Annotated in this window: 25 protein-coding genes; 16 read left to right on the top strand and 9 right to left on the bottom strand. The window is 26.5% G+C overall.

Annotated elements, in window-relative coordinates; genetic code table 11:
- Window positions 1–9: 9 nt before the first annotated feature.
- On the bottom strand, window positions 10–603 hold the full coding sequence (gene rdgB, locus AVBRAN12640_RS03625; protein WP_214117295.1) for an RdgB/HAM1 family non-canonical purine NTP pyrophosphatase: 594 nt from the start codon (window positions 601–603) through the stop codon (window positions 10–12).
- 34 nt (window positions 604–637) lie between these two features.
- Between rdgB and AVBRAN12640_RS03620 the strand changes: the two genes are divergently transcribed.
- Window positions 638–1,780 (top strand): aminoacetone oxidase family FAD-binding enzyme, encoded by a 1,143-nt coding sequence (locus tag AVBRAN12640_RS03620; protein ID WP_336612950.1) that lies wholly within the window; start codon window positions 638–640, stop codon window positions 1,778–1,780.
- Window positions 1,773–2,765, top strand: coding sequence for a pyridoxal phosphate-dependent aminotransferase (locus tag AVBRAN12640_RS03615; protein ID WP_336608383.1), 993 nt, complete (start codon window positions 1,773–1,775; stop codon window positions 2,763–2,765). Before AVBRAN12640_RS03620 ends, AVBRAN12640_RS03615 begins: the two co-directional genes overlap by 8 nt.
- A 22-nt stretch (window positions 2,766–2,787) precedes the next feature.
- Here AVBRAN12640_RS03615 and ruvB read toward each other — a convergent pair whose 3' ends face one another.
- Window positions 2,788–3,798: a Holliday junction branch migration DNA helicase RuvB gene (gene ruvB / locus AVBRAN12640_RS03610; RefSeq protein WP_214117299.1), complete on the bottom strand. Its 1,011-nt coding sequence runs from the start codon at window positions 3,796–3,798 to the stop codon at window positions 2,788–2,790.
- Window positions 3,799–3,866: 68 nt separating this feature from the next.
- Here ruvB and AVBRAN12640_RS03605 point away from each other — a divergent pair, with 68 nt between their 5' ends.
- Together AVBRAN12640_RS03605 and AVBRAN12640_RS03600 are read left to right on the top strand one after the other, a co-directional pair.
- A complete protein-coding gene (locus AVBRAN12640_RS03605; protein ID WP_214117301.1) occupies window positions 3,867–4,286 on the top strand; it encodes an Hpt domain-containing protein in 420 nt (139 codons plus the stop codon).
- The gene (locus AVBRAN12640_RS03600) at window positions 4,283–5,314 is read left to right on the top strand and encodes an AI-2E family transporter (RefSeq protein WP_336608384.1); all 1,032 of its coding nucleotides are present in this window, start codon (window positions 4,283–4,285) and stop codon (window positions 5,312–5,314) included. Before AVBRAN12640_RS03605 ends, AVBRAN12640_RS03600 begins: the two co-directional genes overlap by 4 nt.
- Here the strand turns inward: AVBRAN12640_RS03600 and AVBRAN12640_RS03595 are convergent.
- Together AVBRAN12640_RS03595 and AVBRAN12640_RS03590 are read right to left on the bottom strand one after the other, a co-directional pair.
- A complete protein-coding gene (locus tag AVBRAN12640_RS03595) occupies window positions 5,311–6,300 on the bottom strand; it encodes an alanine racemase (RefSeq protein ID WP_214149805.1) in 990 nt (329 codons plus the stop codon). The two genes, AVBRAN12640_RS03600 and AVBRAN12640_RS03595, sit on opposite strands and share 4 nt — an antisense overlap.
- Entirely contained in the window at window positions 6,300–7,262 is a 963-nt protein-coding gene (locus tag AVBRAN12640_RS03590) for a L,D-transpeptidase family protein (protein WP_214117312.1), read from the bottom strand. Before AVBRAN12640_RS03590 ends, AVBRAN12640_RS03595 begins: the two co-directional genes overlap by 1 nt.
- A gap of 144 nt (window positions 7,263–7,406) precedes the next feature.
- Between AVBRAN12640_RS03590 and AVBRAN12640_RS03585 the strand changes: the two genes are divergently transcribed.
- From AVBRAN12640_RS03585 to AVBRAN12640_RS03565, 5 genes are read left to right on the top strand one after another with little or no spacing between them, the layout of a single operon-like run.
- Window positions 7,407–7,832, top strand: coding sequence for a copper chaperone PCu(A)C (locus AVBRAN12640_RS03585; RefSeq protein ID WP_214120431.1), 426 nt, complete (start codon window positions 7,407–7,409; stop codon window positions 7,830–7,832).
- Window positions 7,832–8,266 carry a hypothetical protein gene (locus AVBRAN12640_RS03580; protein ID WP_214117315.1) on the top strand — a complete coding sequence of 145 codons (435 nt, stop codon included), beginning with the start codon at window positions 7,832–7,834 and terminating at the stop codon, window positions 8,264–8,266. Before AVBRAN12640_RS03585 ends, AVBRAN12640_RS03580 begins: the two co-directional genes overlap by 1 nt.
- A gap of 1 nt (window position 8,267) precedes the next feature.
- On the top strand, window positions 8,268–8,798 hold the full coding sequence (locus AVBRAN12640_RS03575; protein ID WP_214117317.1) for an SCO family protein: 531 nt from the start codon (window positions 8,268–8,270) through the stop codon (window positions 8,796–8,798).
- Window positions 8,799–8,844: 46 nt separating this feature from the next.
- The gene (locus tag AVBRAN12640_RS03570) at window positions 8,845–9,264 is read left to right on the top strand and encodes a hypothetical protein (RefSeq protein WP_214117318.1); all 420 of its coding nucleotides are present in this window, start codon (window positions 8,845–8,847) and stop codon (window positions 9,262–9,264) included.
- Between the two features lie 33 nt (window positions 9,265–9,297).
- The gene (locus AVBRAN12640_RS03565) at window positions 9,298–10,371 is read left to right on the top strand and encodes an SLC13 family permease (RefSeq protein ID WP_336608385.1); all 1,074 of its coding nucleotides are present in this window, start codon (window positions 9,298–9,300) and stop codon (window positions 10,369–10,371) included.
- 11 nt (window positions 10,372–10,382) lie between these two features.
- Here AVBRAN12640_RS03565 and AVBRAN12640_RS03560 read toward each other — a convergent pair whose 3' ends face one another.
- The gene (locus AVBRAN12640_RS03560; protein ID WP_336608386.1) at window positions 10,383–12,950 is read right to left on the bottom strand and encodes an ATP-dependent Clp protease ATP-binding subunit; all 2,568 of its coding nucleotides are present in this window, start codon (window positions 12,948–12,950) and stop codon (window positions 10,383–10,385) included.
- Between the two features lie 155 nt (window positions 12,951–13,105).
- Here AVBRAN12640_RS03560 and AVBRAN12640_RS03555 point away from each other — a divergent pair, with 155 nt between their 5' ends.
- The 7 genes from AVBRAN12640_RS03555 (at window position 13,106) to AVBRAN12640_RS03525 (ending at window position 20,445) form a co-directional block, all read left to right on the top strand.
- Window positions 13,106–14,401 (top strand): S41 family peptidase, encoded by a 1,296-nt coding sequence (locus AVBRAN12640_RS03555; RefSeq protein WP_442862234.1) that lies wholly within the window; start codon window positions 13,106–13,108, stop codon window positions 14,399–14,401.
- The gene (locus tag AVBRAN12640_RS03550; protein ID WP_214117324.1) at window positions 14,401–15,552 is read left to right on the top strand and encodes a hypothetical protein; all 1,152 of its coding nucleotides are present in this window, start codon (window positions 14,401–14,403) and stop codon (window positions 15,550–15,552) included. Before AVBRAN12640_RS03555 ends, AVBRAN12640_RS03550 begins: the two co-directional genes overlap by 1 nt.
- Window positions 15,536–16,219: a lysophospholipid acyltransferase family protein gene (locus AVBRAN12640_RS03545; RefSeq protein ID WP_214117326.1), complete on the top strand. Its 684-nt coding sequence runs from the start codon at window positions 15,536–15,538 to the stop codon at window positions 16,217–16,219. The genes AVBRAN12640_RS03550 and AVBRAN12640_RS03545 overlap by 17 nt, the downstream gene beginning before the upstream one ends.
- Window positions 16,216–16,581: a fluoride efflux transporter CrcB gene (gene crcB / locus AVBRAN12640_RS03540; protein WP_214117327.1), complete on the top strand. Its 366-nt coding sequence runs from the start codon at window positions 16,216–16,218 to the stop codon at window positions 16,579–16,581. Before AVBRAN12640_RS03545 ends, crcB begins: the two co-directional genes overlap by 4 nt.
- Window positions 16,582–16,589: 8 nt before the next feature.
- The gene (htpG, locus tag AVBRAN12640_RS03535; RefSeq protein WP_336608387.1) at window positions 16,590–18,407 is read left to right on the top strand and encodes a molecular chaperone HtpG; all 1,818 of its coding nucleotides are present in this window, start codon (window positions 16,590–16,592) and stop codon (window positions 18,405–18,407) included.
- Window positions 18,407–19,495, top strand: coding sequence for a DNA adenine methylase (locus tag AVBRAN12640_RS03530; protein WP_336608388.1), 1,089 nt, complete (start codon window positions 18,407–18,409; stop codon window positions 19,493–19,495). Before htpG ends, AVBRAN12640_RS03530 begins: the two co-directional genes overlap by 1 nt.
- A 278-nt stretch (window positions 19,496–19,773) precedes the next feature.
- Window positions 19,774–20,445, top strand: coding sequence for a hypothetical protein (locus AVBRAN12640_RS03525; RefSeq protein WP_336608389.1), 672 nt, complete (start codon window positions 19,774–19,776; stop codon window positions 20,443–20,445).
- 33 nt (window positions 20,446–20,478) lie between these two features.
- On the opposite strand, the gene AVBRAN12640_RS03520 is transcribed toward AVBRAN12640_RS03525, so the two are convergent.
- The 4 genes from AVBRAN12640_RS03520 to fliP are packed head-to-tail and all read right to left on the bottom strand — an operon-like array spanning window position 20,479 to window position 26,236.
- A complete protein-coding gene (locus tag AVBRAN12640_RS03520; protein WP_336608390.1) occupies window positions 20,479–23,496 on the bottom strand; it encodes an efflux RND transporter permease subunit in 3,018 nt (1,005 codons plus the stop codon).
- The gene (locus AVBRAN12640_RS03515) at window positions 23,497–24,228 is read right to left on the bottom strand and encodes an efflux RND transporter periplasmic adaptor subunit (RefSeq protein WP_336608391.1); all 732 of its coding nucleotides are present in this window, start codon (window positions 24,226–24,228) and stop codon (window positions 23,497–23,499) included.
- Between the two features lie 8 nt (window positions 24,229–24,236).
- Window positions 24,237–25,493 (bottom strand): TolC family protein, encoded by a 1,257-nt coding sequence (locus AVBRAN12640_RS03510; protein WP_336608392.1) that lies wholly within the window; start codon window positions 25,491–25,493, stop codon window positions 24,237–24,239.
- A gap of 8 nt (window positions 25,494–25,501) precedes the next feature.
- Window positions 25,502–26,236, bottom strand: a complete 735-nt coding sequence (fliP, locus tag AVBRAN12640_RS03505; protein WP_214117334.1) for a flagellar type III secretion system pore protein FliP — start codon at window positions 26,234–26,236, stop codon at window positions 25,502–25,504.
- Between the last annotated feature and the right edge of the window lie 10 nt (window positions 26,237–26,246).

Below are 26,246 nucleotides of genomic sequence, written 5' to 3'. Positions count from 1 at the left end.
TATAATTTATTAAAAAATCTTTTTTAATTCTTCTAAAGCCTTAAATCTGTGGCTAATTTTATTTTTTTCATCTTGACTAAGCTCTGCAAAAGTCTTACTTAATCCTAAAGGAATAAACATACTATCATAGCCAAAACCATTATTACCGCTTTCTATTTTACTAATCGTTCCATCACAAACGCCTTTTGCAAATTCTATCTTTGAATTAGTAATTAAGCATAAAACACAAACAAAACTAGCCTTACTAAAATCAACTCCAACTTTTGTTAATTCAAGGCGTAATTTTTCTCTATTTTTAGCATCTTTTTCATCACTAAAATCATTTGCGTATCTAGCAGAAAAAATACCTGGAGCATTATCTAAAGCCTCAACGCAAAGACCACTATCATCAGCTAATACTGCATAATTTTTCTTATCTTCTTCGCTTAATTTATCCCACAATGCTTTTGCTTTAATTTTTGCATTTTGTTTAAAACTATTTCCATTTTCAATAGGATTAAAATCACTCACAAAATCACTTGCTAAATAAAGCTCACAATTTGTTAATAATTCTTTAAATTCTTTTAATTTACCACTATTTGAACTCGCAATTATTATTTTCATTATCTATCCTTTATAATTTTTAGTATTATAAGTAATAAAAATACCAAAAGGACAAACCATTAAAGATTTAATAATTATTGGAGCTGGAGCAGCGGGATTATTTTTGGCTGCTAATTTAAAAAAAAATGCTTTAATTTTAGAGCAAAATAACGCCGTTGCTAAAAAACTTTTAATAAGTGGTGGTGGCAAATGCAATGTAACAAATGAAAATATCAATATTAAATCGTATTTATGCGATGATTATGATAAATTAAAGCAAAGTTTAGATGAGTTTAGCTATCAAGATAATCTTAATTTTTTTAAAGGAATTAAGTTTAATAAAATTAGAAATAAGCAGTTTTTTGCTCCTAATTCTTCATTAATCCTTGATAGATTATTAAGTCAAAATAAATCAAAAATTATGCTAAATACTAAAGTTTTAGGCTTAGAAAAGGCAAATAATTCTTATAAAATCATCACAAATAAAGGCGAGTTTTTAGCTAAAAATGTAGTAATTGCTACCGGTGGAATTTCTTTTGCTACTTTAGGAGTAAGCGATATTGCATTAAAAATTGCAAAAGAATTTCAAATAGGATTTAGCGAGTTTTTACCTGCTTTAGTGCCACTTACTTTACAAAAAGATGAGTTTTTTATGAAAAATCTTAGTGGAATTAGCATTGAAGTTTGCATTAATGATATTTTTAAAGGTTCTATGCTATTTACCCATAAAAGTATTAGTGGCCCTGTGGTTTTGAGTGCTTCATTGTTTTGGACTAAAGGCAAAATCAAAATTAATTTTTTAAATGATTTTAAAATAGATTTTAGTAGTTTAAAGCAAGCTAGCACACATTTATCTTTACCTAAAGCTTTTATTAAAGAATACTTAAACGCAAATAATTTAAGCGATAAAGCAATGAATAAATATAATTTAGAAGAAAAAGAGATTATAAATAAATTATATAATTATGAGTTCGCACCAGCAGGAAATCTAGGCTTTAATAAAGCAGAAGTTTGTAAAGGTGGAGTTAGCCTAAAAAGCCTAAATGAGCATTATGAAAGCTTAAAAAATAAAGGTTTATTTTTCATAGGTGAATGTTTAAATGTAGCAGGGATTTTAGGCGGATTTAATATACATTTTGCATTTGCTAGTGCAAAAAAATTAGCAAATTATTTAAACAAGGAGTTAAAAGATGATTGATTTATCAAATAATGAAAATACCTTAATAAAGCACGATTTTAAAAGCATTATGAATGATTATGATTTAATGTGTAAATACCCTTGCGATAGCGAGTATTTGCTAAAAGAAGAACTAGCCAAAAAGCATAATGTAAAATCACATAACATAAGCTTAGGTTGTGGCTCAAGCGATATTATTTATAGAACAATTTGTGCTTTAAATGCAAGAGCAAAAAGCGAAAATAAAGAGCTTAATTTAATAGTTCCTATGCCAACATTTGATTTAGTTTTAAGCATTGCAAAAGCTTTAAAAATAAAAATCACTTATATTTATTTAAAAGATGATTTTATCCTAAATGTAAATGATATAAAACCATTAAAAAACTCATATAATTTAATTTACATTACCAATCCAAACAACCCAAGTGCAAAAGAGCTTAGCCAAAATGATTTAGAGTATTTATGCTCAATTTGTAAGGATAATACTTATATGATTTTAGATGAAGCTTATGCTGAATACAATACTAATTTTGTAAGTATTAAAAAATGCCAAAAAAATATAATAATTACTAGAACCTTTTCTAAAATCTATGCTCTAGCAGGACTTAGAATAGGATATGCTATTGCTGAAAATGAATTGCTTTCTTTTATTGATGAGTTTATTTTAATAGACAATATCAATGCTTATGCTTTATTTTGTGCTATAAATGCTTTAAAAGATGAAGAATTTGTAAGTAAAACAAGAGATATGACCTTAGAAAATAAGGCTAAATTAGAGCAGGTTTTAAATGAATTGGATATTTTTTATTTTAAATCTAATGCTAATTTTATTTTGCATAAAATAAAAAGTGAAAATTATCATAATTTTATGCTAGAAAACGGCGTTAAAGTAGGTAGAAAAATACATAATTATCCTTTATTTAACAGAATTAGCGTAGGAAATATTGAAGAATTAAATGTATTTTTTAAAGCCTTAAAATTAGCAAAAGAAAAAGATTTAGTGTAAAAATAAATTAAGAATTTAATTCTTAATTTATATCAAATAAAGAAGGTGTATAACCACTTAATTTTAAAAGCGAATAAGCTTTAGTGGTTGCTACCCTTCCTTTTGCACTTTTTTCTATGTAATTATTTGCTATCAAATAAGGCTCGATTACATCTTCAATAGTTCTTTCATCTTCGCTTAAAGCTGCTGCAATAGTATTTAAGCCCACTGCTTTTTTAGCCTTGCATAAAAACTCAAGATAATTTAAATCGCACTCATCAAGACCTAATTCATTTACACCTAAACTCTCAAGCGCTAATTTAGCTCTTTTTAAAGTGATTTTTGTTTCATTATTTACTATGGCAAAATCCCTAACTCTTTTAAGAAGTCTAAGGGCAATTCTTGGGGTGCTTCTGCATCTTTTAGCTATTTCTTTACTAGCGTCGTTATCACAGGTAATATCAAGCTTTAAAGCAGCTTTGCTAATAATTAAAGCAAGTTCATCAGGGGTATAAAACTCTAGCCTACAATTAATCCCAAATCTATCCCTAAGCGGAGTTGAAATTCCACCGCTTTTAGTAGTAGCAGCAATTAAGCAAAACTTAGCTAAATCAATTTTAACGGTTTGAGCTGCAGGGCCACTTCCTATTATAATATCAAGACGAAAGTCCTCCATCGCTGGATATAAAACTTCTTCAATAGCAGGGCTTAAGCGATGAATTTCATCAATAAATAATATATCTCCATCTTCAAGATTTGTCAGAATTGCAGCTAAATCTCCGCTTTTTTCTATCATAGGCGCTGCTGTTGTTTTAATATTTACTCCCATTTCATTTGCAATTATATTTGCTAAAGTGGTTTTTCCAAGACCTGCAGGGCCAAAAAATAAAGTATGATCAAGCGGAGCATTTCTTAACTTTGCTGATTTTATAAATACTTTTAAATTCTCTTTAGTTTTGTTTTGACCTACATATTCATCAAAAGTGCTTGGTCTTAGGCTAATTTCATATTTGCTATCATCTTTAAATTGTTCAATTTCAACTATTCTTTCCATTTTTTACCTTAAATAATGTTTGTAAATAATTTGTATAATCTTAGCAAAATATAAAAACGAGTGATTACATGAATAAAAATTTAGGACTTTTAGGGCAATTAGAATTAGAATTTGATTTTGATATCGTTGATGATTTTATGACCCATTTTAATATTTTTTGCGATTCTTTAGAGCCTGTTATTATCGCACTTGAAGATGAAGATAAATATAAAAATAAAGTAAATGAGCTTTTTAGAATGTTTCATAATATGAAAAGCGCTAGTGGTTTTTTAAAAATTAATCAATTCGTAAATATTTGTAAAATTGTTGAAGATGTCTTAGATGAAGCTAGAGATATGAGAGGTCCTGCTAGCGATGAATTAGTAGATTGGCTACTTTTTGTAACTGACCAATTTATGATATATAAAAGAGATTTTAATGATAATAATCCTTATCTATCAGCTTTAAATCCAAAAATTATTCACCTACCACAAAGGCTAAATAAATGAATGCTAAATATTTTATAACAGCTATTGTTTTATTGGTTTTATGTTGTTTGCTTTATTTATTTAAACCTTTTTTATTAACTATTGCAATCGCTGTTTTAATGGCAGTTGCTACTGCAAATCTTCATCATAAAATATTCATAAAAACAAAAAGAAAATATGTAGCTCCAATTATCTTAACAACTATGATGTCTTTATTATTTTTTGCTCCACTTGCATACACTAGCTTTTCTTTAGCAAGCTCAATTAAAGACTTAGATATAGCTCAAATTCAAACAACAATTACAAAATTAAAATCAGCAGAATTTAATTTACCAAGCAATTTAGACTACATAGAGCCAAAAGTAAAAGAAGCTTTAAATGAAATAGATTTAAATAATGTAGGTAAAAATATATTAAATTATGCTTCAAATTTTACAAAATCAGGTGTTAAATTCTTTACTGAACTTATATTAATAATAATATTTTATTTCTTCGCAAATTATTATGGAGTAGAACTTGTAGGATTTTTTAGAAAACTTATGCCGCTTAAAAAAAGTGAATTTGAAAATGTATTAGGCGAAGTATCTAATGTAATGAGCGTTGTGTTTTATTCTGTAATTATTACTGCTGTTTTTGAAGGTTTATTATTTGCAGTATTTTTAATGTATTTTGGATATAACGGACTTTTAATGGGTATTTTATATGCAATATCTTCGCTAATTCCATTAATAGGCGGTGCTTTACTTTGGGTTCCTGTTAGTTTATATGAATACTCTCACGGCAATACAGCAAATGCTATAATAATTGCACTTTATTCAATTATTATGATTTCTATTATTGCAGATACTTTTGTAAAGCCATTAATAATTAGATGGATTAATGAAAAATTGTTAAAAACTCCAGCAAATGTAAATGAGCTTTTGATATTTTTTGCAATGATTGCTGGTATTTCTACATTTGGCTTTTGGGGAGTTATATTAGGGCCTGCTATTTTGGCTTTATTTTTATCAGTTGTAAAACTTTATGTATTAATTATAGAAAAGCATTAAATTATTATTTTTTTAATGCTTGGATTTAATCTAACTAAAGCTTCATAAACATTAGTATTAAAATAATTTGCGTATTTTAAAGCATCGTTAAATACGCAGATATTTTCTTTATTAGTATCTTCAATGCTAAAGCTATCCATTGAGATTTTGCCTAAAACCTGTTCGTTATTTGCTAATTTAAATTCTTTTAAACCTTTATAATATAAAAGCCCATCTCCATATCCTAAATCATAATTAGCAACTTTTAAATCCTTATTAGATACAAAAATCTCATCATATCCAATACTATCTCCAGCACTAATAATTCTTGAGCTAATTTTTTCAGCCCAAAGACTTAAAACCGGCTTTAAATTAGCCTTTACATCGCAATACCCAAATTGTGCTAAGCCTACTCTAGCAGCCTTATCGTATTCATTTTCATCTAAAAATAAAGTGCTAGAATTTGCAGAGTGAAAAAACACTTCATCAGAATAATTATTCTTTATAAACTCGCACATTTTTATATAAAGTGGTTTTTGATTTTTAATATTATTTGGACTTGAATAATGAGTGAAAGCTGATACTAATTTCAGCTTTTTTTCTTTAATAACTTTTAGAGCTAATTCTAAATTGTTTTCACATATTCCACTTCTATGCATATTAGTATCAAGTTTTAAAGCGACTTTATCTTCATTATTTAAATAATCAAAATAACTCAAATCATTAATAGCTAAAATATAATTATCGCAAGCTTTATAATGCTTTGGAATTTGAGATAGTATTAATATATTTTTAAATTTATTTTGAATAATACTAGCTTCATTTATGTTTTTTACTGCGACATTTTTAATACCAAATTCTAAAGCCAAATCACTAATTATATTAATATCGTGCCCGTAAGCATTGTCCTTTAAAATAATGATTAATTTATCAATGCTACTAACTTTTTTTAAGCACTCATTTAAATTATAAAAATAATTTGCTTTATTAATTGTGATAAATGCCATTATTGCTCCGTTAAGATTGACATTTTTCCATTTACTAATTCAATATATAAAACTTTTTCACCATTAAAAGTATAACTTGAAGTAGCATAATTTTCATAAAAAGTAATCTTAAATATTTTTCTTTGCTCTAAATTAGGATAAGGAATTATATTTATATCTTTAAATTGTATTGTTTTATCCTGCTTTCTACTAAAAATTGCCTTTTTTTGCTCCTTGAAAGCAGATATTTTCGTGCCATCATATTTAATAAACTCATCACTATAATAACTAAGATATGTTTTATAATCATTATTAGTCCAAGCATTTTTCCAGTCAAATAAATTAGCCAATATTAAAGCAATTTCATCAGCATTTGTGCTAACAACGCCTTTTTCATTGATTAATACATATATTTTTTTATTATTTACAATGCCATTAAAATCTAGCAAAACATCATTAGTCATTACAACACAACCCTTAGTCTTATAAGCATCATATCTTACATCGCCTTCAAGTGGAAAACCATGAATCCAAATTCCAGAGCCTGTTTTTTTACGAACTTTATCATATAAATTAGGATAGTTTAAAACAAAAGCATAAGGTCCATAATAATTATCAGGTGGAACCATTTTGTTTAAAACCTGATAAGCTCCAATAGGGGTTTTTAAATCCCCTTCTCTTTCTTTATTACCCATAAGACCTGTTATTACGCTTTGCTCGAATTTAGGTGTTAATTTGTTGTTTTTTTCTTCAAATAAAACTAATTTTTGTTTATCTTTATCAACTACTACCACCATAGCATCATCGCTATAGTATCCATATTTTAAATCAAGTCCTTGCAATTGAGTTTGCCAAAACTTAACATCACTAAGTCCAGCTTCAAGCTTATTTTCAACTGCACCTATGCCATCTTTTAAATAAATTTGTAATAAATTGTCTGAATATAAATAAATTGATAATAATAAAATTATGATTTTTTTCACTATTAGCTCCTATAAAAGTTAAGGACTAATTATAAAAAGTAATTTTAAAGCTAAGTTAATACCAAAAATGTTTTTTTGATTATTGCTTTCATTAAGAAAAATTTATTTATAATCCTTATCGTTTTTATTAAAAAGGAGAATTCAATGAAAAAGATATTATTAGCGTTAAGTTTAGGTGCAAGTTTATTTGCAAACAATATAGAAATAAGTGAGCCTTATGTTAAAATTACCCCACCAAATGCAAAAAATTCAGCTATTTTTATGAGTATTAAAAACAACTCAAATGAAGATATAAAATTAGTTGATGCTAAATGTGATTTTGCAAAAAATACAGAAATCCACACGCATATTCACGAAGATGGTATGATGAAAATGATTAGAATACAAGACGCAACAATCAAGGCAAATGATACTTTAGAACTAAAACCAAAAAGCTATCATATTATGCTAATGGATATTAAAGATAGCATTAAAGAAGATACTAAACTTAATTTAGAACTAAGCTTTAGTAATGGTGAAAAAGTTGAATTAAAAGACATTCCAGCAAAATCAATAATTCACGCTCATTAATGAAAAAATTAATATTTTTATTAGTAATAATTGCTATTTTTGCAAGTTTGTTTTATTTTTATCCAAATTCTAAAAAAAGGGAGTTAATCACTACATTAACTCCACTTAGTTGCGATTTAAATGTAAGCGAGTGTGAAGTAGATTATAATGGTAAAAAAATCATATTTGATTTAAGTCCAAAACCGCTAAAAACCTTAGAAGAAACAAAAGTGATTATTAAAAATTTAGAAGATTTTCCCAAATTAAATGCAAGACTTTATGGGCTTAATATGTATATGGGAGATATTGTAGGAGAATTTGAAAAGATTGATAATGCTTATATTGCAGATATTGTTTTTAGTGCTTGTACTGAAAATACTATGAGATATAGATTAGAATTATTTAATGACAATAAAAGCCTTGATTTATCTATAGATTTTGATGTTAGGAGATAGTATGAAAAAGCTAATTATTTTTATTTTTTTAGGATTAATCTTAACTGCTTGTTTTAATAATAAATATGATTTTAATTTAAAAGGAGCAGGTGATAAAACTTATACCCTTAAAGATTTTAAAGGAGATAATTTATTAATTTACTTTGGCTACACATTGTGTGCTGATATATGCCCTACTTCTTTAGCTATTGCCACTAAAGCTTTAAATGAATTAAATAGAAATGATATAAAAATATTATTTATTAGTCTTGACCCTAAAAGAGATACGGCAAATGATATAAATGAATATGTACAATATTTTTATAAAAACTCACTAGGACTTGTGCCTAGCGAAGATGAGCTTAAAAGAATTTCAAAAAACTATGGGGTAAAATATGAGTATATTTATCAAGATAGTGCTGCTGAATACACCGTAGCTCATAGCTCAAGTTTTTATATAATTGATAAAGATGGTAATTTCAAAGGAGAAATAAGCAATTTAACAAATGCGAATGTTAAGAAAAAAATTAGCGAATTTTTAGGTAATAATTAACTATTTACTTTTACAATTCGGTTTTTAAATATATAAAGGAGAAATAATGGCTACTAAAAAAACTAGCGAAAAAGAAACAAAGCAAACAGCTAAAAAAACTACTGCTAAAAAAGAAACGGCTAAAAAAGAAGTAAGTAAAAAAGAAACTTCTAAAGAAGTAGCAAAAAAACCAACTGCAACAAAAGCTGAAAAAGTAGAAAAAGAAGTAGTTGAAGATAAAGCTGTTAAATCTAAATCAAAGGAAACTACATTGTCTAACGAAGTAAGTAAAGTTGAAGAATTACAAAATGAAATTGAAAAATTAAAAGCTGAACTTGGTATTATGAAACAATTCAACAATAATCGTGATAAAAACTCAAGCGATAAAATCTTTATGGAACTTGAAAAATTAAAAGAGATTATTTATGGTTTAGAAGATAGAATTGAAGAGCTTGAATATCAAGTAAGCGAAAAAGACGATTATTAATATTCATTCCGTTTTTCGGAATGAATTAAACTTATGCTATTTACATTTATTCTTTCATTAATTAGTTTTGTTGTTTTAATTATTTTTAAAGGTATTAATTTTACTTATTTAAATTCTTTATATGATTTTATAAGCTTTAAGACACTTGCCCTACTTTCTATGTTTATAGCTGTTAATAAATCCTTAGAATTAATAGGAGCATTTAAGCTACTTGCCTTTTATGTATTAAACAAAATTACCAAATTAAAAACCATAGCAATTTTACTAATACTAATATGTTTTTTTAGCTCTATGTTAGTTACTAATGATGTAGCGTTGCTTTGTTTTGTGCCTTTTAGTATTTATTTATTAAAAGAATTAAAAGCGAAAAAATTTACTATGCAAATCATAATATTACAAACAATAGCAGCAAATCTTGGCTCAATGCTAACCCCATTTGGAAATCCACAAAATTTATTTATATTCACATATTTTCATTTAGATTTTTTAAGCTTTTTTAAAAGCACTTATATTTACTGCTTTATATCTTTAATATTATTATTTATTTTTACCATAAACATTAAAAACAAAAACATAAAACTAAAAAATCTTATAAAAACTCAAATAAATCAAAAATTATTTATCCAAAACCTAGCATTATTTTTCATATCAATTTTATGTGTTAGTGATATTTTAAATATATTTTTAGGTTTTTTTATAGTTTTTATAAGCTTATTTATTAGTAATAAAAACGCAATTTTTAAAGCTGATTTTTCTCTTATTATAATTTTTATAAATCTTTTTATATTTGTAAAAAATATAAGTTATTTTATAAGTATTAAAGAATTTGATATTTTTTATCTAAGTATATTTTTATCTTGGATTATTAGCAATGTTCCTGCTTGTGTGTTTTTAGCTAGTTTTACAAATGATTATAAAGAATTATTATTAGGGGTAAATATTGGCTCATTAGGGACTTTAATAGCTTCTATGGCTAGTTTAATTTCTTATAAATATTACATTAATTCTTATAAAAATAAAGCTTTTAAATACATAATCAATTTTACTTGGATAAATATTGTATTTTTAATAATTTTAGTAGTTTTTAAAGAATTATCCCGAATTTAATCGGGATAAAATTATTTCGTATTAAATATAAATTCCTTATCAAAATCAACTTCTACAAAAGATTTCAAATTCCCTTGTAAAATAAGCTCACTAAGTCTTGAATCAATTTCTTGATATATAGTTCTTTTTAAGGCTCTAGCACCATATTCATCACTATATCCTAGATTTAAAATTTCTAATCTTGCATTCTCACTAATACTAAAGCCAATTCCAAGTTCAGCTAATTTATTGCTAGTATTTTTAAGCAAAATATCAATAATTTGTAAGCATAAATCTTTATTTAAAGCATTAAATCCTACTATTTCATCAAGCCTATTTACAAATTCAGGTTTAAAGTATTTTAATAATTCTTTATTTATTAATTCATTTCTTTCTTTTTCATTTTTAATATCTACAAACTTAGCTGCTCCAATATTACTTGTAAATATTATTAAAGTGTTTTTAAAATCAACCCTAAAGCCTTTATTATCACTCAAAGCTCCTTCATCTAACATATTTAAAAATATATTAAAAATCTCAGGATGAGCTTTTTCTATCTCATCAAAAAGTAGCACCGAATAAGGTCTATTTTTAACAGCTTCTGTTAATTGTCCGCCTTCATCACTTCCTACATAACCAACCGCAGAACCTATTAAATTGCTTACTCTATAACTTTCAGCATATTCATTCATATCAAAACGAATTAAAGCTTTCTCATCATCAAAAAGCTCTTTTGCAATTGCTTTTGCTAATTCAGTTTTACCAACTCCTGTAGGCCCTAAGAATAAAAAGCTTCCTATAGGACGATTGCTATCACTAAGCCCTGCTTTATTTGCCCTTACTGCACGAGCTAGAGCTTTTATAGCTTTATCTTGTCCTACCACACGAGTTTGTAAATTATTTTCAAGATTTAAGTATTTTTCACTCTCATTGCTTAGTAATTTACTAACCTTTATTCCTGTCATTTTTGCCAAAATTAAAGCGACTTGCTCATCATCAACTTCGTTTTTAAGTAAAGTTCCGCTTTGTTTTAACTCTTGCCAATTTGCCTTAGCATTCTCAAGCTCATTTTTAACTTGTGGGATTTTTCCGTATTCAATCTCTCCTGCTTTTTGATAATCTCCTTTATTTTTTGCAATATTCGCTTCATTTTGCAAATTATTAATCTCGTTCATTTTCTTTGAAATTTCGGCAAATACTCTTTGCTCGTTTTCAAATTTCATTCTTAATTTTCTTTCTTCTTCGCTAAATTCACTTAATTCATTTTCAATTTCTTTTAATCTTTCTTTATTTTTTTCTTCGCCTTCCATTAATAAAGCTTCTTTTTCAACTCTTAATCTAACGATATTATTTTTTACATTTCTTAAAGCACTTGGCTCACTTTCAATTTGCATTTTAAGTTCAGCCGCAGCTTCATCTATTAAATCTATTGCTTTATCAGGTAAAAATCTTCCTTGAATATAACGATTACTAAGCTTAACAGCAGCTACTAAAGCTTTATCATTAATACTTACATTATGATGAGCGCTTAATCTTTCTTTAAGACCCCTAAGCATTGCTATTGCATCATTTACGCTTGGTTCATTCACAATTATGCTTTGAAATCTTCTTTGCATTGCAGCATCTTTTTCAAAATATTTTTTATATTCTTTTAAAGTGGTTGCACCAATGGTTTTAAACTCGCCCCTACTTAAAGCAGGTTTAAGTATATTAGCAGCATCCATACTTCCTTCACTTGCACCTGCACCTAATATTGTATGAATTTCATCAATGAAAATTATAATATTAGGATTTGCTTTTACACTTTCAATTATATTTTTAAGTCTTTCTTCAAATTCTCCGCGGTATTTTGCTCCTGCAACAAGTGCTGCTAAATCAAGACTTAATATTTGTTTATTAGCTAAAGAGCTTGGCACTTGTTTATTAGCAATTGCTTGAGCTAGAGCTTCTACTATAGCTGTTTTACCAACTCCTGGCTCACCTAATAAAATAGGATTATTTTTGCTTTTTCTAATTAAGATTTGCATAAGCCTTTCTAATTCATTATCCCTTCCTGTAATTGGGTCAAGTTTGCCTGATTTTGCTAATTCAACTAGATTTGTGGTGTATTTTTCTAATTCTTTATTGCTTATGTCATCTTGCTCTTTTTCGCTAATTTTTCTATCGCCTCTTAAAGCATTTAATTCGCTTTTTAATACAAGTAAATCTAAATAATCTTTTAATAACTCACAAATTCCACCCTTATCACACTCACTAATTATCCACATATCAGTGCTTAAGTAGCTATCACCTTTGCTTAAAGCAAATCCAATAGCCTTTTCAAGTGAAGTTAAAAGTGCATTGCTAGGTTTTACATTATTAGCATTTACTCCATCGCTTTTTACTAAATTATCAGCCTTACTTTTTAGCATTAGTGAAATTGCGGTTTTATCTATTGATAATTTATTAAATACTTGATTAAGAATAGAGCTTGAATCATTAGCAATAGCCCATAAAATATGAAATGGTTCTATATTTGGATTTTTATTAAATACACATAAGCTTACTGCTTGACTTAAAGTTTCATTAAATTGATTTGTTAATTTATCTTGAATATTCATATTATCTCCTTTAATTGATATGGTTCGCATTATATTACTTTAGTCTATTATTGTCAAGTATAAAATTAAATTTATCACTTAAATATATTAAGTGCTAAGTTTTTTATTTAAAAATACACATAATTGCTTACTTGTATTTAAAAAATTGCGTTAAAATCACAGCTTTAATCTTAAATCTTATTGGAGCTATCGTGAATTTTAATAAAAAGATATTTTTGTGTGTTGCACTTGGAATTTCGTTGTTTGCAAAAACTGATGAAGAAGCTGAAAGACAAGCATTTTCAAAGCTTATTAAAACTTTTAGAATGATTGAAGCAAATTATGTTGATGAAATCAGTATAGAGCAACTTGTGGATAAATCTTTAGAAGGATTATTGAGTAATCTTGACGCACATTCAGCATTTTTAAATGAAAAGAATTTCAAATCTTTACAAGAAAGCACAAACGGAGAATTTGGCGGTCTTGGAATGACTTTATCAATTAAAGATAATGCAATAACCGTTATTGCACCAATTGAAGGAACACCTGCTGATAAAATTGGTATAAAATCAGGCGATGTTATTTTAAAAATTGAAAATGAAAGCACGATAGGAATGAATCTTGATGACGCAGTTTCTAAAATGCGTGGCAAACCAAATACTAAGATTAATATTACAATATATAGAAAAGGCGAGAAAAAGCCACTAGATTTTACGATAACAAGAGATATTATAAAAGTTGAAAGCGTTTATACTAAAAAAATAGAAAATACAGACTTTTTATACATTAGAATTACAAGTTTTGATAGAAATGTTGTAAGTAAAGTAAAAGACGCATTAGCTATTAATAAGGATATTAAAGGGATAGTAATTGATTTAAGAAACAATCCAGGTGGTTTATTAAACCAAGCTACAGATTTATTGAATTTATTTATTGATAAAGGTATTTTAGTATCTCAAAAAGGAAGAGATGAAAGTGCTAAAATAGATACTTTAGCAATTAAAGGTGCTGCAATAAATACAAAAATACCTATTAGTATAATTGTAAATGGTGGAAGTGCAAGTGCAAGCGAAATCGTAAGTGGAGCTATGCAAGATAGAAAAAGAGCGATTATTGTTGGTGAGAAGACTTTTGGTAAAGGAAGTGTTCAAATGATTAGAGAAATCAATGATAAAGAAGGTATAAAACTAACAATCGCAAAATACTACCTACCAAGTGGAAGAACAATTCAAGCAGTAGGAGTTACTCCTGATATTATTGTGTATCCTGGTAAGGTAAATACTGAAGATAGTGGCTTTAGTATAAAAGAAAGCGAACTTAAAAAACACCTAGAAAATGAATTAGAAAAAATTGATGGTAAAAAAGAAAACAAAACCGATAAAAATACGCTAACTCAAGAGCAAATCAATGAAGATTCTCAATTAAAATCAGCAATTGACGCTTTAAAAATCTTAGTAATTAAAGGAAATTAATGAAAAAAATAATCTTTTTGATATTTGCTAGTATTTTATTTGCAGCTCCATCAAAAGAATTAAGTGTAATGGACGCTCAAGTTTATACAAACCTTAATCAAAATAATGAAGATGCAAATAGTTTTACTAGCGATATTAAAGAAGAATTTAATGATAAAGTAGAACTTGCTATTAATGCTAATTTTTCAAAAAATTCTGTAAAAACTAAAGAAGTTTTTTATATAGATATAACAATTAATTCTAATTACAAAACAAATTTTACTCCGCAAATTAATTTTGAAAAAAGTATTGATATGCAACAATTAAATAAAGATATTAAATTTAATAGCGAAAATGGAATTTATACTACTCGTGTTTATTTTCAAGCAAATACAGCAAATGCTAAACTAAACTCAATTGATGCTAAGTTATTTAGAAATACTCAAGAAGTAGGAAATGCTAAAATCAGCCTAGATAATTTAAAAATTGAAGAATTAAAATTTAATAAAGATTATGTAGAGTTGGTTGCAAGTGATTTAAAAATTACGAATTTAAAATGCACTGAATATGATGAAACTAGCGTTATATGTGGAATGGACGCAAAAGCAAATAACACTAATTTTAATAATTTTTCTTTAAAAACTGCAAAATCGCAAAGCATTACAAATGTCGGAAAAGACTATGAAAATGCAAAATGCTCAATTGCTTTAATTTTTCCTAATAATATGAAAAATTTCTCTTTTTCATATTATGACCCATTAGAAAATAAATTCATAGAATATTCTAATAAAATCATAGTAGAATCTGAAGAAATAAGCACTCAAACAGACTTAAATCCAATAACAAAAGAAATTAATTTTTATTTACAAATTGGAAGCTTAATCTTAGCTGTAATTTGTCTCATAATTGTAGTAATTTTTAAAAGGTTTTTTTCTTTAATAGCACTTGCTATAGTTTTTGTGGCTTTTAGCTTTATTGATGGTGGTAATTTTAGTAGTGCTAAATTAAAATCAGGTGCAAGTGTTAGAATTTTACCAACTAATAATTCAACTATTTTTTATAAAAATACTGACATAAAAGAAGTAAAAATCATAACCAAAAAAGACAATTTTGTGAAAATAGCACTTGATGAAAATACAAGTGGTTGGGTAAAAAATGAAGATATTGAATAAAATCTTAAGTATTTTTCTAGCAATAATCATAGCAATCAGCATTGCTTTTGTAATTGTTTTAATGTTTATTTTCCCTAAAAAAAATTGGGTTATTAGAAAAACTTGGGCAAAATTTATCCGTAAATTGTGCTGTTATAAAATAGAAATAAAAGGCGATTTTAATCCTAATGCAAGAATGATTATCCTAAATCATCGCTCAATGCTAGATATTATCGCACTTGAAGATATATATCCATACGATTTAGCTTGGATTGCAAAAAAACAGATTGAAGAATTATTTTTCTTTGGAAATATCATAAAATTACCTAAAATGATTTCAATAGATAGAGAAAACGCAAGAGATTTTGTAAGAGTTATAAATGAAGCAAACGATAGATTAAATAATAATAGAAACATATCTATGTTTCCTGAAGGAACTAGAAGTGATGGCTATGAGTTATTAAGATTTAAAAAAGGCGCTTCAATGCTAGCTACTAAGTTAGATGTTTTAGTTCAACCTGTTGTAATTATTGGTTCAAAAGAGATTTTAGATAGTAAAAGAATAACAATTCACTTAGGTAAAAAACTTACAATAATACCTTTACAACCACTAAAAGCTAATGAATTAGACAATGCAAAAGACTTAATGCAAGAAGCAATTAATGAATATTTCAAGGCTAATGAGTGAATATTTTTATGGTTGCTTTAGGTGGAGCCATTGGTGCTGTTTTAAGATATATTTTAAGCACTTTTATAAATCGTAATTTTGATTTTAAATTCTTTATAGCTGGGACATTAATCGTTAATTTAATAGGCTGTTTTTTGATAGGATTATTTTATGCACTAGCTAAAAATTACGAGAGTTTAAACGAGATAAGACTATTAATAGTAGTAGGATTTTTAGGTGCTTTTACTACTTTTTCATCAATTACTTATGAGAGCATAACATTATTAAAATCATTAGGCTTCGTTGCCTTTAGTGCAAATATTATTTTAAATGTAGTATTTGGACTAATAGCAACTTATATTGCTTTAAATTTTTTTAAATAGGAGAAAATATGGAATTTAAAACCGAAGTAAATCAATTACTTAATTTAATGATTCATTCACTTTACTCAAATAAAGAAATATTTTTAAGAGAGCTTATATCAAACTCAAGCGACGCTATAGATAAGCTAAATTTCTTAAGCCTTAGCGATGAAGCTTATAAAGGAATTAGCTTTAATCCTAGTATTAAAATTAGCATTAATAAAGACGCTAAATTATTAATCATAGAAGATAACGGCATAGGTATGGACGAAGCTGATTTAAATAATAATTTAGGCACAATTGCTTCAAGTGGAACTAAGAAATTCTTAGAAAATTTAAGCGAAGATGCTAAGAAAAATAGCGATTTGATAGGTCAATTTGGTGTTGGATTTTATTCAGCATTTATGGTTGCAAATAAAATTGAAGTTTATACTAAAAAAGCCTTAAGCAATGATTCGTTTTTGTGGAGTTCTGATACAAATGGTTATGAAATCACTAAAACAAATAAAGATAGTTTTGGCACAAAAATAGTTCTACATTTAAAAGATGATGAGTTTTTAAACACTCACACTATTGAAAACCTAGTTAGCAAGTATTCAAATCATATTTCTTATCCGATTTTCTTAGAAAAAGAGATAAGTGTTGGCGAAGGAGAAAACGCTAAAACTGAATTAAAATTCGAGCAAATCAATAAAGCAAAAGCTTTATGGAGAGAAAACAAAGCAAGTCTTAAAAAAGAAGATTATTTAAAATTCTATGAAGGCATAAGTTATGATAGTAAAGAGCCGATTTTATATGTTCATACTAAAAGCGAAGGCGGTTCTTTAGAATATTCAAGCTTATTTTTTATCCCTGCAAATGCTCCACACGATTTATATAGAGTAGATTATGAAAAAGGTATAAAACTTTATGTAAAAAGAGTATTAATTAGCGAAAAAGAAGAGATTTTACCAAGTTACTTAAGATTTGTTAAAGGTGTGCTTGATGTTGAGGATTTACCTTTAAATGTAAGTCGTGAGATACTACAAGAAAATGTAATTTTAAGAAAAATCAAAGAAATCAGCACTAAAAAGATTTTAGGTGAATTAGAAAAATTACAAAAAAATGACGCTAATAAATATGATGAGTTTTATAAATTATTTGGTGCTGTATTAAAAGAAGCATTGTTTGACCCAAGTGCAAACAAAGATGAAATTTTAGCATTATGCAAATTTGATAATAGTCAAAACGATACTCAAATCACACTTGATGAATATTGTGCTAATTTAGGCGAAAATAAAACTATTTATTATCTAATCGGTGAAAATAAAGAATTATTAAAACACTCACCTTTACTTGAAAGCTACAAAAAAAATGGCATAAATGTATTGCTTTTAAGCGACAAGATTGACCCAATCGTAATTCCTATGGTTCATAAATATAAAGATTTTGATTTAAAAGCTATAAACGAAGTTGATGAAATCAAAAAAGATGAATTAAACGATGAGCAAAAAGGCTTTTGTGAAAAACTAAGCAAAATATTAGAAAATGATGTAAAAGAAGTAGTTTTATCTAATTCTTTAGAAAGCTCATTATCAAGCTTAGTTTATGATACTAAAGACCAAGAATATATGATGGCTAAAATGATGGCTCAATTTAACGGAGAAAAAATGAATGCTAAAGGCGTTTTACAATTAAATGCAAAACACGAATTAGTAGCAAAACTAATAAACGAAAATAACGAAGATAGCCTTAAAAATCTAGCATTTATAGCTTATGGCACCGCAGCACTTGCTCAAGGCTTAGAATTTGCTAAAGTTAGTGAGTTTAACGAAGCTGTTATAAATCTAGCTAAAAAAGCGTTTTAATGCAAGAAAACAAAGCCTATTTAAGCGAACAAATAATTACTTATTTAGGCAATAAACGCTCATTATTAGGCTTTATTGAAAAAGGCGTAAAATATGCAAAAACCGAGCTTAAAAAAGATAAATTAAGCTCGGTTGATTTGTTTAGTGGTAGTGGCATTGTCGCAAGATTTTTAAAACAACACTCAAGCTATTTAATAGCAAATGATTTAGAAAGTTATAGCAAAGCAATCAATGAATGCTATTTATCAAATATTGATAATAATTTTTATAAAGAGCTTGAAATAGAGCATAAAAAACTAAAAGAACAAATCATTAATAATTTTAATGAAAACGGCTTTATACGAGAGCTTTACTCTCCTAAAGATGAGCTAAATATCACTCAAAATGATAGAGCTTTTTATACAAATTATAATGCTAGTTATATTGATACAGCAAGATTATTGCTAGAAAATCACAAATATAAAAAATACTTTTTAGCACCACTTTTATATGAAGCTAGTGTAAAAGTAAATACAAGTGGTGTTTTTAAAGGCTTTTATAAAAATAAAAACGGCATAGGAGAATGGGGCGGAAGTGGCAAAAATGCTCTTAGTAGAATTATTGCTAATATTGAATTAGCAATGCCTATTTTTTCAAACCATAATGTAGCTTTTAATGTGTTTCAAAACGACGCAAATATTTTAGCAAACGAGCTTGATTGTGATTTGTGCTATATCGACCCGCCTTACAATCAGCACCCTTATGGCTCAAATTATTTTATGCTAAATCTAATTACAAATTATATTAAACCACAAGATATTTCTAAGGTTTCAGGTATTACAAAGGATTGGAATAAAAGCGTTTATAATTCTAAAAAAACAGCCAGCGAAAGCTTTTTTGAGCTAATAAACAATCTAAAAGCAAAAATAATTTTAATCTCATATAACAACGAAGGCATAATAAGTGAAGATGAATTTAAAAACACTCTTTTAAAATTTGGTAGCTTAAATATATTAGAGCAAAAATATAATACCTTTAGAGCAAGTAGAAATCTAAATAATCGTAAAATCCATGTAAAAGAGATTTTATATATCCTTAAAAAAATATAAAAATAATATATGATTTAATATGCTTAATCACAAAAATTACCTAAAGCCTTATTTTTATCTACAAAATATACTACTTATAATAAAGACTTAAAATTATCATAAATATTTATATTTTTATTAAAAGAATTTAAAATTGTATCTTATAAATCAAAAAAGCTTTATTATTTAATAAAAATACTAATTAATAAAAATTATTATTTATATTATCCATAGATATAATATTTAAAATATAATTACCTATGCAAATATTATTTGTATAAATTATTTAAGGAGTTTTTATGAAAAAAATCATTTTTTCTTTACTTTGTTGTAGCAATTTATTAATATCTCAAACTTTTATAGAATTTAACACTCTAGGTGCAAGTATTAAAGACAAAAATAATATTTTTGATAATGATTTATCTAGCACCTTAAACGCAAGTGTATATTTATATAAAATGGATAATTATGATAATGATTTTGTAGGTGGAATAGACTTTAGCCATTTTAATATATATTCAAGGTTTTTTATAGGCAATCAAGGAAGCAAAACTGATATTGATTTATATAATTTCACAGCTTTAGGTGGATATGGATTTTATAATGATATTTACAATATATCACTTTCTTTATTAGGCGGTGTAGGATATGAAAAGGCTAAATATAATTTAAGTAGTGATATTATAAAAAACGCTAATTTTAATAAGAATTTAAAATCAAATCTATTAACGCTAGGAATTGCTGCTAAATCGTATTTGGACAGCAATTTAATACTTGGAATGAGATTATTTACTAAGCACTACACAAACAATAATATAAAAGAAAAATCAGTCCTAGCAGGAGATATATCATTAGGTTATAGTATTTCAAGACAACTTAATGGATTTTATACTCAAGTAAAAGTAGGCTATGATAATAATTTAGTAGGTAAAGGTGTTAATTTTGGAATAGGATTAGGCTATTCATTTTAAAACTTAGGTTTTTTATCCAAAAGATAAAAAACCTTAAATTAAATCTCTTTTATAAATTCTTTTTAACTTTCTATCTAATTTATAGCATACTTCATAAATTGCAGGAATAGCAAAAAGTGTTAATATAGTTGAACTAATAAGACCACTAATTACTGCAACTGCCATAGGAGAATTGCTCTCATAACCAGCTCCGTGTGAAATAGCTAAAGGTAGCATTGCAAAAATCATAGCAATCGTAGTCATTAATATCGCTCTAATTCTACTTTTGCCCGCTATTTTAAGAGCTTCTTTAACCCCTATTCCGCTATCACATAATTTATTTGCAACATCAATTAATAAAATTGCATTTTTGCCAACCATTCCAAATAACAAAATAAGAGCAACCAAAACAAATAAAGAAAATGTATTGCCTGTCAAATAAAGACCAATACAAGCTCCTGCAAACGCAAGTGGCATTGTAATCATTATTACAAATGGAACAATAAAGCTTTCGTAAAGGGCTGCTAATACTAAATAAATTAATAAAAATGATAAAAGCATAACCATAGCAAACCCTATCATTGTTTCTTCTAAAAGGTCAATAAAACCAGTAAAAGTATATCTTAATCCAGTATTTTGCATAATCTTACTCATATTAGTTTCTAGTTTTGTTTTTACCTCATCTAAAGAAACTCTATCAACCCCTGCAGTAATTTTTACTGAACGAGTTTTGTTAAGTCTATTAATACTACTACTATCCTTAATTAGCCTAATATTTACTACATTTAATAGGCTAATTAAATTATTATCCATAGTTCTTATTTGTATTTTCTCAAGCGATTTCATATCTTCTTTAGATACTTTTTCAAGTTGAATAAATATATCTTTACTATCTTTTAAACCATCTAATACCCCGACATTAGCGTGTGCAAAAGAAGTTTGAATTATCCCTGCTAATTCTTGGGTATTTACATTTAATTTTCTTGCTTTTTCTTTATCTATATAAATAGCTAAAACATCTGCATAAGCATCAATATCATCGCTAATATCAACAACGCCTTTTAATTCGCTTAAAATATTTTTTGCTCTTCTACTAGCACTTACTAAAGAAGAAAAATCATCACCCAATAATACAAATTGAACTGGCTCATCAATACCTGCACCTTCAAATTTAGGTATTTCTAAAACTTTGATTTTAAATTCTTTTAAACTCAAACTATCTCTTAGATTAGATACTACTTCTTTTTGTCTTTCGGTTCTTTCATTTAAAGGTTTTAGCTTAACATATATTTTAGATTTTTTTCTATCTTTTGCATCATCGTAGCCTACTAATAAATAAGCATAATCTACATTTTTATTTTCTTTAATTTGCTTTAAGACTTCTAAAGATTTAGCTTCCATAACTTCTATTGATAAATCTTTTTTAGATTCTATTTGAACTTGTAGTTCGCTATCATCTTCCATAGGTAAGAAATCAAGTCCTATTTTAGGTGCTAAAGAAAAAGATAAAGCACATAAAATTAAAATAATACCTATAAAAATCTTTTTATATTCTAATATAGTATCAAGTGTATTTTCATACCAACTTTCTAATTTAATAAAATATTTTTCTGTTCTATCGTGAAATTTACTCTCGTTGGTATTTAAAAACCTAGCACTAATGGTTGGGACTAAAAATACACAAACTAAAAACGATATAATTACTCCAAAGGCAACACTCATTCCTAATGTATTAAAAAACAAACCAGAAATACTATTCATAAACGAAATCGGAATAAACACGCATAATAAAACTATACTGATACTAAATACAGAAAAAGCAATATCCTTAATACCTTCATAGCTTGCATATAAAGCATTTTTCTCTGCCTTAATTTTTTTACTAATATTTTCAATTACAACTATTGCGTCATCTACGAATATACCAATAGATAAAGTAAGTGCTATTAATGTCAAACGATTTAAATCGTATCCAAATAAATCTATTAGAAAAAAACTTGAAATAATTGAAGTAGGAATTGCAATGCTAGCAATAATAGTAGCACTAATATTTCTTAAAAATAAAAATACTATTAAAATTGTTAAAATCACCCCTAAACACATATCAAATACAACTTGATTTATATGCTTTGTAATATTTTCTGATTTATCATAAACAACTTCAAATTCTATATTTTTATGATAATCTTGAATACCTATTAAGGCTTGTTTAATATTTTTAGCAACTTCTAAGCTATTTTGACCTGTGATTTTTTTAAGCTCTACTAAAACCCCATTATCTCCATTAAAATGAGCATAACTATCTTTTAAAGTATATCCTATACTAATATCTGCTACATCTTTTAAAAATACTCCTGGAGCTATTCTTAATTGCTCTAATTCTTCTATACTATTTGAGTCGAAATAACCTTTAATAGTTATATTTTTAGCTTCATTTTCAATACTTCCTAAAAAAGTTTTAAAATTCTGCATTTTTATTAGTTTTGCTACATCTAAAGAATTAATATGGTATTTATTTAATTCATCTAAATTTAAATCTATTTTTATGTTATTTTTTAAATAACCTACCATTTTAACTTCTCCAACGCCCTTTATACGCTGGAAATCACCTTCTAAATCATCTTCAATCAACTGCATTAAATCTTTATCGTTTAAATCTTTAGATGAGATAAAAATACTCATAACTGCACCTGCATCTGATGAGACTTTTTCAACACTTGGTGGGTATTCTAATTTCATTTTTGATATTTTTTCACGAATATCATTTACTGCTATTTCTAAATCTTTACCTAGTTCAAATTCTACGACTATTACGCTTAGATTATTAAAACTTTTTGAACTAATTCTTTTTATCTGGCTAACACCTGAAATTTGATTTTCTAACTTTTTAGTAATTTGAGATTCTACATAGCTTAAATCAGCATTTGCAAATGTAGTGATTTTAACAAGTGGAATATCAACATTAGGATATAAATTAATTGGCATTGTAAAAATTGATATAACACCAAAAATCAATAACCCTAAAAAAGTCATCAAAATAGTAACAGGTCTATTAATTGCAATTTTTAACATTTATTTATCCGTAATAATATAACCATCTCCAAATGAACCAATTTGTATATCATTTGCTAAGACTTCTGCATAAATTTTTCTAGTTTTTATATCTATATTTGGATATACCTTACTAATTACACCCTTCATATTTAAACCATTTATACTATATTCATAAGTATTACCTACTTTAACCTTATCAGAATACTTTTCATCAAAACTTAAAAGTAATTTAACTTCAGGGTAACTATCCAAAATAAATAATGGCTGATTAGGGCTTGCTACGCCTTCTCCAACTTCAATATATTTTGCCGTAATTATTCCATCAAAAGGGGCTTTTAATTTTTTTTGATTTATTAATGTTTCATATTTTTTACTAGACATTTTTGCTGATTTTAATTTTTGTTCTGCTTCACTTTTTTTAAAGTTAATTTCATCTAAAATTTGTTCGTTTAATACTGATTTTACTTGTTCATATCTTTTAAGAGTGCTTGTAGCTAAAACTAAAGCTTCATTTGCTAATTTTTGTTGAACATTTGATTCTTCTAATCCAACTTGCTCAATTGAGCTATCAAGTTCTAATAAAACATCGCCTTTTTTTACACTACTACCAACATCTACATTTATTTTATTTACAATACCAAAAGATTGCAATGATAATTTAGCACTTTTTTGAGCAACCACATCAAAACTCGCATAAATAGAATCAGCAAATAAATTAATACTAATCAATAAAATTACTAATTTTTTCAATATTTCTCCTATAAATCAATTACAAAATCTTTAATAATGATACCTTTAGCAAGTAATAATTCTGCCTTAGATATTTCAAATTTAGCTTTACTTAAGCTAAGCTTCGCCAAAGCTCCTTGCATAGTTTCTAAAGAATTTAAATATTCAACATATCCAACAAGTCCAGCTTCATATTTTTTAGCAATACTCTCATAAGCAATTTTGCTAGCATTTAAAAGCTTTTCATTAGCATTTATTTCTTCTTGTATAGATGCAATTTTTTGAATTAATAGTTTTTCCTTTTCACTAACTGATTTTTTGCTATATATATTCATTTCTTTAGCAGCTAAATTACTAAGTTTTGCACTCTCATAAGCTTTTTTATCAGCTCCAAAAGAAAAAACATTCCAAGATAAACCTAGCATAAATATATTTGAAAACATTTTTTCTTTTACTCTTTCTTTTACTATCATATCAAACGGAGCATATAAAGAATAATTGAAATTATTTTTTGAAAATCCCACAATATTTTTTACAAAAATAGTAGGTTTAAATGGTGCTAATGATAAATCCTTATTAAGCTCGCTCATCTCTTCTTTTAAAGAATTTATTTTAATATCATAAGATTTATTAGCACTATCTTCATAAATAATAGCACTGCCTTTTGTAGGAATAAAATTATTATTAGTTATCAAATAAATATTACTTAATATCTCATCTTTTTGATAGTTTAAATTAACTAATTCACTTTTATTTAATTCAACTTTTGCATTAAAGATTTCTAATTCATCATTAGGTCTTAAACCTACTTTATTAAGACTTTTTAGTCTATCTAAACTTGCATTTAAATATTTTAAATTCTGCTCTTTATATTCAATATTTTCCATTAAAGCTAAATAAGAATAATATAAACTTGTTAAATTAAATTCCAATTCATTTTTAGCCTTTTCTAATTCAATTTGACTTAATTCGTGATTTTTTTTCGCAAGATTTATATTAGAATTTCTTTTACCATCATAAATTAAAGCATCTATTGCTACACTTACATTTGTTAAATTATTTGGATTTATTATATATCTATCATAATCAAAACTAACAAATCCAACTTGTAAAGTAGCACTAGGATAGTATTTGTATTTTACGCTTTTTGCACTTTCTTCTTTGCTTAAAGTTTCATAATTTTTAGCTTTTAATTGCTCATTATTCTCAATACTTTCTAGCATAGTTTTTAAGCTAGTTGCATTCAGCAAACTAAGACTTAATAAAATTAAAGATAATTTTTTCATATTTTTTCCTATGTAAAACTTTTAACCAAATTACCAATTAATAAATTCCAACCATCAACTAAGACAAAAATTAGAATTTTAAATGGTAAAGATATCATAACCGGCGGCAACATCATCATACCCATAGCCATTAATACTGATGATACAACCATATCAATTACTAAAAAAGGTAAGTATAGCAAAAATCCTATCTCAAATGCAGTTTTTAATTCACTAATCATAAAAGCAGGAACTAAAGTTACTAAATCTACATCATCAATACTCTTAGGATTATCAATATTTCTTAAGCGATAAAATAGTGCTAAATCCTTTTCTCTAGTATTTTTAAGCATAAATTCTTTAAACGGCTTAACACTTAATGCAAATGCTTCTTCATAGCCTATTTTTTCTTCCAAATAAGGCTTAATTCCTGTTTCATAAGATTTATTAGCAGCTGGTTGCATTATAAAAAAAGTTATCACAAGTGCTAAAGATATTAAAATTGTATTAGGCGGCATTGCTTGTGTTCCCATAGCTTGTCTCATAAACGAAAACACTATAACTAATCTTAAAAACGAAGTGCATACAAATATAATACTAGGAGCTAAAGCCAATATAGTTAAAACTATGACTACATTTAAAGTAGTTACTAATTGACTAGGCGTTTCTGGTGCGCTTAGATTTAGATTTAATGTAGGAACGCTAAGTGGAGTATCAGCGTAAATAAACACTGAAAACAATAATAAAAGCAATAGTTTTTTCACTAATTTCCTT

The sequence above is a fragment of the Campylobacter sp. RM12640 genome (genome assembly GCF_020137595.1).
In the GTDB taxonomy this organism is placed as follows: Bacteria; Campylobacterota; Campylobacteria; order Campylobacterales; family Campylobacteraceae; genus Campylobacter_E.
Note: the sequence above shows the minus strand (reverse complement) of the source record. Positions and strands in the feature narration are given on the sequence as shown.

Coding starts and splice junctions, on each gene's coding strand:
- rdgB (WP_214117295.1), bottom strand. CDS start 603: ATGAAAATAATAATTGCGAGTTCAAATAGTGGTAAATTAAAAGAATTT.
- AVBRAN12640_RS03615 (WP_336608383.1), top strand. CDS start 1,773: ATGATTGATTTATCAAATAATGAAAATACCTTAATAAAGCACGATTTT.
- ruvB (WP_214117299.1), bottom strand. CDS start 3,798: ATGGAAAGAATAGTTGAAATTGAACAATTTAAAGATGATAGCAAATAT.
- AVBRAN12640_RS03605 (WP_214117301.1), top strand. CDS start 3,867: ATGAATAAAAATTTAGGACTTTTAGGGCAATTAGAATTAGAATTTGAT.
- AVBRAN12640_RS03600 (WP_336608384.1), top strand. CDS start 4,283: ATGAATGCTAAATATTTTATAACAGCTATTGTTTTATTGGTTTTATGT.
- AVBRAN12640_RS03595 (WP_214149805.1), bottom strand. CDS start 6,300: ATGGCATTTATCACAATTAATAAAGCAAATTATTTTTATAATTTAAAT.
- AVBRAN12640_RS03585 (WP_214120431.1), top strand. CDS start 7,407: ATGAAAAAGATATTATTAGCGTTAAGTTTAGGTGCAAGTTTATTTGCA.
- AVBRAN12640_RS03580 (WP_214117315.1), top strand. CDS start 7,832: ATGAAAAAATTAATATTTTTATTAGTAATAATTGCTATTTTTGCAAGT.
- AVBRAN12640_RS03575 (WP_214117317.1), top strand. CDS start 8,268: ATGAAAAAGCTAATTATTTTTATTTTTTTAGGATTAATCTTAACTGCT.
- AVBRAN12640_RS03570 (WP_214117318.1), top strand. CDS start 8,845: ATGGCTACTAAAAAAACTAGCGAAAAAGAAACAAAGCAAACAGCTAAA.
- AVBRAN12640_RS03565 (WP_336608385.1), top strand. CDS start 9,298: ATGCTATTTACATTTATTCTTTCATTAATTAGTTTTGTTGTTTTAATT.
- AVBRAN12640_RS03560 (WP_336608386.1), bottom strand. CDS start 12,950: ATGAATATTCAAGATAAATTAACAAATCAATTTAATGAAACTTTAAGT.
- AVBRAN12640_RS03550 (WP_214117324.1), top strand. CDS start 14,401: ATGAAAAAAATAATCTTTTTGATATTTGCTAGTATTTTATTTGCAGCT.
- AVBRAN12640_RS03545 (WP_214117326.1), top strand. CDS start 15,536: ATGAAGATATTGAATAAAATCTTAAGTATTTTTCTAGCAATAATCATA.
- htpG (WP_336608387.1), top strand. CDS start 16,590: ATGGAATTTAAAACCGAAGTAAATCAATTACTTAATTTAATGATTCAT.
- AVBRAN12640_RS03530 (WP_336608388.1), top strand. CDS start 18,407: ATGCAAGAAAACAAAGCCTATTTAAGCGAACAAATAATTACTTATTTA.
- AVBRAN12640_RS03525 (WP_336608389.1), top strand. CDS start 19,774: ATGAAAAAAATCATTTTTTCTTTACTTTGTTGTAGCAATTTATTAATA.
- AVBRAN12640_RS03520 (WP_336608390.1), bottom strand. CDS start 23,496: ATGTTAAAAATTGCAATTAATAGACCTGTTACTATTTTGATGACTTTT.
- AVBRAN12640_RS03510 (WP_336608392.1), bottom strand. CDS start 25,493: ATGAAAAAATTATCTTTAATTTTATTAAGTCTTAGTTTGCTGAATGCA.